This window comes from Frankia tisae, from assembly GCF_025403405.1.
Taxonomy (GTDB): domain Bacteria; phylum Actinomycetota; class Actinomycetes; order Frankiales; family Frankiaceae; genus Frankia; species Frankia tisai.
The window spans coordinates 1-5,476 of the sequence record NZ_JANEZT010000416.1 but is presented as its reverse complement, the minus strand read 5'-3'; the positions used below and the strand labels follow the sequence as shown (position 1 = coordinate 5,476).

Annotated in this window: 3 protein-coding genes; all 3 read right to left on the bottom strand. The window is 72.4% G+C overall.

Annotated elements, in window-relative coordinates; translation table 11 throughout:
* Positions 1-2,209: type IV secretory system conjugative DNA transfer family protein (locus NBZ85_RS27015; RefSeq protein WP_261562849.1), on the bottom strand; the 2,209-nt coding region annotated here is incomplete at its 3' end.
* Positions 2,210-2,243: 34 nt separating this feature from the next.
* A complete protein-coding gene (locus tag NBZ85_RS27010) occupies positions 2,244-4,142 on the bottom strand; it encodes a VirB4 family type IV secretion system protein (protein ID WP_261562848.1) in 1,899 nt (632 codons plus the stop codon).
* A complete protein-coding gene (locus NBZ85_RS27005; RefSeq protein ID WP_261562847.1) occupies positions 4,139-5,455 on the bottom strand; it encodes a PrgI family protein in 1,317 nt (438 codons plus the stop codon). The genes NBZ85_RS27010 and NBZ85_RS27005 overlap by 4 nt, the downstream gene beginning before the upstream one ends.
* Between the last annotated feature and the right edge of the window lie 21 nt (positions 5,456-5,476).

The window sequence follows — 5,476 nt, the reverse complement described above, 5'->3', positions numbered from 1 at the left end:
CCGGGGCGGGGAGCTTCTCGGTGCGCAGGGTGAAGGCGGGGGCTCCCTCGCCGGCGACGACGAGCCGGGCGGCGGCGTGGAACACGCCGAGGTTGGCGAGGTCGTGCTCAGCGAGCCGGGGTTCGGTGTGGCGGGCGAGCCGTTTCGCGTCGGCGGGGCTGACCGTGAAGTCGATCTTGCTACGGGCGTTCGCGCCGATGCTTTCTTCCAGGTGGCGGGGTAGCTGGGTGAGGTTCTGGTGGGCGAGGGTGATGCCGAGGCGGTAGCCGCGGGCGGCGGCGAGCATGTCCTCCAGCGCGTAGGGCAACGTCAGGAAGTTGTGCGCCTCGTCGAGATACAGGCTGGCGTCGGGGCGTTTTGCCTGGGGCATGCGGGCGCGGCGAGTGGTGGCCTGCCAGACGGCGGAGACGACGATCGAGCCCATCAGCGCCGCGGTTTCGATACCGAGGGCGTCTTGGGCGATGCGGACCAGGCACACGCCGCCGTCGTTGAGGACCGCGTCCATGTCGACCGTGCTGGGACCGGCGGCGATGGCGGCCCGGACGAAGGGGCGCAGCAGGAACCCGCGCAGCTTGTTCATCAGCGGCGCGACGGCGTTTGCCCGCGCCCCGTCGGAGATGGACTCGTACCAGTTCCAGAAGCCGCGCAGGATGTCGTCGTCGATCTCGCCGAGGGCCCGGTGCCGGTAGGCGGCGTCGCCGAGGAGTTTGGGCAGGTCGGTGAGGACGGGGACGCCGGGTTGGGCGGCGAGGGTGAGCAGGCCGGCGCGGAAGATGTCCTCGGTGCGTGGTCCCCAGCTGTCGGCGTATACCCGCGAGAAGATCGACACGAGGTTGTCGACCGCCCGTCCGCGGTCGGGCTGGTCCAGCGGGTTCAGGCACGGAGGCCGGCTGGACGATTCGGCGTCGAACAGAGTGAGGCGGTCGACGGCGTCGAGCGGGTAGCGGGCGAGGATGTCGATGACCTGGTCGCCCTTCGGGTCGACGTTCACGACACCCCGGTGGGCGGCGACGTCGTCCAACGTCATGCGGGCGAGCAGCTCGGACTTGCCGGCGCCGGTCGCGCCGAGGACGTGTAGGTGGTGGCGGGCGTCGGGGACTCGCAGGCCGACCGGACGCGCATGTCCGGAGTCGGAGCGGCCGATTGCGCGGATGTTCGGTCCGTGGCCGGCGACGCCGGGTGGTGGGGCGACCGCTTTCGCCCCGGCGCGTTGCAGGCCGGGGGTCGCCTCGTCCACGGGAAGGTGCGCCAGCGCGCCGATTTCGGCGACGGAGAGCAGGTCGCCGCGCGCGAACTGCCGGGCGGCGAGGACGGGTAGCGGGCGGCGTAGCCGGACGCGCTTGTAATAGTTGTGCTCGCCGTAGGCGGCGAACGCCGAGGCGATCGCGTGCGCCCGGCCGCGCAGCTGCCCGCCGATTCGTACGGCGGTCTCGTCGTCAGTGGTGTCGTCGAGGATCGCGGCGATGGCGTAGCGGACGCGGACCTCGAATTGGGCGCCCCTGCCCTTGGTGACGATGGCCCGGTCCTCCGCTGAGAGGGCCAGCGACGTCTGGTGGTCGACCTTCGCCGGGGTGGGGGGCCGGCGGGTTCGTCGTGTCCGGCCGGTGCGGGGTGTGAGGAGGTCCAGCAGGCTGCCCATCAGGTGCGTCGAGCTACCGGCGCGCAGCTGGCGGGCGGCGCGGCGGGCCTTGGCGACGCGGCGGCCGGTGACCGGGCGGGCCAGGATCTGCACGGCGGCCCGCTGGGTGCGGGTGTGGGCTCCGGGCCAGGCTGCCTCGATGGCGCGTTCGACGAAGCCGTCGGGCACGACGCCGGGGACCCAGATCTGGATGCGGACCCCGTCGGCGTCGAACAGGTACTCCCACACCAGGTGGGGTTGGCCGAGCAGGCGTCGCCAGCCGGGGCGGAGCAGGCCGAGCAGGTTCGACCACAGGGCGGTCGCGCCCGCCGGGTCGACGGTGGGTGGGGCGAGGACGGTGACGAGCCGGGCGCCGGCGATCAGCCGCCGCTGGTAGCGGCGCCGCAGTCGGCGACGCAGTGTGAGCAGGCCGGTTGCGGTGGCGGCGAGCAGCGGGCCGGCAAGCAGGCCCCAGGCCATCACCCACGCCTGGACCTGCGTCACCAGGTGGTGCGCGAAGCCCCAGGGGTCGGTCAGGTAGGTGACGATCGGTGACGACGGCGTGGACGTCGCCGCTGCGCGTATGTCCAAGGCTGTGTCCTCCTGGCTGCTACGGCTGGGTTGGTCAGGCGGCGTCGAGGTAGATCTGGCCGTCGGGATCGTCCGGATCGACAGGTTCAGCCGGTTCGGCGAGATCGAAGAAGCCGTCGCCGCCGCCGTCCGCTGCGTCGGCGGCGAGTTCGGCCGGGTTCGTGGTCACCAGGCGGTGCTCGGTGGGCGAGGCCAGGGCCTGGAAAGCGACCCGCTGGGTGCCCGCCGCGAGCAGGCCCTGGCCGCGGTCGGCCGACAACAGGAACTGCCGTTCGCCTTGGGACAGGTCGAACACGGCGGTGATCTCGTCGATGGCCTGCGGTGCCTGGCGGAGCAGGATCTGGGTGGCGGCGTTGGTGACGATCGCCTTGCCGAGGTCGGTGGCGAGGACGTCGGCGGTGTCCTGGGTGGCGACGGTGAGCCCTGCCCAGTACTTGCGGGACGACTTGGCCATCCGGAACAGGAAGTCGGCGCCGGCGGGCTGGCGCATCAGCAGCCATGCCTCGTCGACCACGACCATGCGGGGCCGGCGGTCGGCGGGGTTGGACACTCGCCGCCACACGGCGTCGAGGACAAGCAGGGTGCCGATGGCTTTGAGTTCGTCGGGCAGGTCGCGCAGGGAGTAGACGACAAGGTGGCCGTCACCGCGGCTGGTGGTCGGCCCGTCGAACAGGCCGGAGAACGCCCCTGCTGTGAAGGGGTGTAGCCGGGCACCGAGCGTCACCGCGGCCGGGTCAGCGGAGGCGGCCAGGGTGGTGGCGAGATCGGCCAGCAGCGGCGCCGGCCGGCTCCAGCTACGCGGGTCGGAGCTGATCCCCGCCGTCTGGTAGGTGGCGGTGATGGCGACGTCGAGCGCTGCCCGTTCGGCCGCCGTCGGCTGGCCGACGAGCACGGAGATGACGGTGTGCAAGAACAGGCTGCGGCGTACCAGGGCGCCCCGAGGCGCGGTCCGCCGCCCGTCGGGGGTGGTCTGGATCGGAAGGTCGAACGGGTTGATGCGTACCCCGTCGGCACCGAGATGCAGATAGGTCCCGCCCACCGCGGTGGCGAGGCGGGCGTACTCGTCTTCGGGGTCGACGACGTGGACCTCGATGCCCCGGTACAGCGAACGTAGAAGTTCGAGCTTGGCCAGATAGCTCTTCCCCGCGCCGCTGCGACCGAAGAGCACGGCGTTGTGGTTGTCCACATCGCCGAACCGGTCGAAGTGCACCAGCCCGCTGCTGGCGACGTTAAGCCCGTAGAGCACCCCGGCCGACGCCAACGACGTGGGGTCCGCGGGTGGCAGATCCGGACTGGTGAACGGGAACGCCGCACTCAATGCTGCCGTGTCGAAGGTGCGGCGCATCCGCACCTGGTCCAAGCCCAGCGGAAGAGTGCTCACCCAGCCTTGCAGGGACCGGTAGCTGACTGGTTTGGCGTCCAGCAGCAGGCTGGCGGCCAGCGCCCGGACAGCAGCGACCTCGTCGGCGAGCTCGTCTTCGCTGGTCGCGTGGACGGTGAGGTAAAGGCCGAGGCGGAACAGTCGTCCTTCGCCGCGGGCGACGCGGGCGGACAGGTCGTAGGCGTCCTCGGTCGCGGCCTCGACCTGGGGGTCGATCAGCCGGCCTTTCTCGTCACCGAGCTGCCGGCCGGACTCCAGCTTCGACAGCTGCCGGCGCAGCCGGTTCGCGGCGGTGACCGGGTCGATCGGCTCGATGTGCACGGCGACGTCGACCCGGCCCGGGTAGGTGAGCAGGGGAGCCAGCCAGCCGGCATGGACTTCACGGGGATAGCCGGTGATGGCCATCGTCGCGAGGACGTCCCCGCCGACGTCCAGATGTCGAGGGGAGACGGTCAGCGCGTCCGGAACGAACGCTGCCGCCGCGGTGTCCACCGGCCCCAAGGAGGAGCCGGGAGCTGGCGCGAGCGCCCGGCGTCGGGATCGTCTGCTCATCGGGATCGTCCCCTCCGTCCTGCGGATGCGTGTCGCGCCGACTGTCGGGAGCCGCCGTCGGACCGCCCGGCGGGCGGTCGGAGGTCGGGCGGGTCCCAGAGGTCGAGGTCGTCGGTGTCGAGCGAGCCGTCCCAGCCATCGCCGTCGATGGAAGTGCCGTAGCCGGGGCCGGCCGCTGCGCCCCGGTCGTCGAAACCGGCGTCGTCGTCTGGGAAGCGGCCGTCGGCGTCGTCGGGCGGGTAGCTGTCGCTGGGGTCGGGAAGGTCAGCGGTGATGACCTCGTCGGGGGCTGCGAGCGCGGAGGGCGGGACCAGCCCGGCGGGGTTACAGGCGGCGGCCAGCACGCTGGTCGCCGTCCCGGCGTCCAGCGGTGTGATCACGATCCCGGCGGGGGCGAGCAAGTCGGTCGCCTCAGCGAGCCGGCGGGCGAGTCGGGTGTGCGCGGCGCGGCGGGTGGCTTCACCGGCGCGGCGGGCGTCGCGGGCCGCCGCCCGCCGGCCGGACAGCACGGCCAGCGGGGAGCCGCCACCCAGCCCGTCGACCGGGCCCGCGGTGACGAGTGGTTCACGCAGGACGAGCAGGACCTGGCGGGTCAGCAGCTGCATCTCGACGGCGAGCTGGGCCAGGTAGTTGGCGTGTTCGCGGGCCGCGTGCGCCAGCGCCGGGTGAGGCATCTGGTCGGCGGCGTCGTCGAGCTGGTAGATCTGGGCGCTCAGGTCGGCGGGCATCGCCCGCACGAGGATCTGCACCGGCGCGGTTAGAGAGTGCAGGTAGCGGGCGAACACGGCGACCAGCCCGTCCTGCTCGCTCGGGGTACGTAGCGCGAAGTTCACGGTGGAGGCGACCGCGACCACTGCCAGCCCGTCCGCGCCGAGGTCGATCACCCCGACCCCGGCCTGCGGGGTGATGGTGCGGGCCGGTAGCCGCAGCGGTGCTGTGCTCTCCCCGCCGGCCGGCTGGCGCTCACCCGCGGCGCTGGTGGCGCGGGCGGCCAGCCAGGACGGTGGCGGGATCACGCCTTCGGGTGCGTTGATCCGATGGCGGGGGCTGGTGCGCTGGCGGACGGCGGCGACCAGCAGCCGGTCCAGGCTCAGCCCGTCACGCTGACCCATCACCAGGATCCCGGCGACGGCCGCGACCGGGACCGCCAACACTGCGAAGACCGGCAGCGGCAGCAGGCCGCGGGTCGCGGCCCAGGAGAGGTAGAGCACGATGCCGGTCAGGGTGAGGATCAGCACCTGCCGGGCGGTCAGGTTCGCCACGATGCGGTCTTCGCGGTCAACGTCGGCAGGAATCCTTACTGGGTGTGTCATCGGGACTGGGTCACCTTCCAT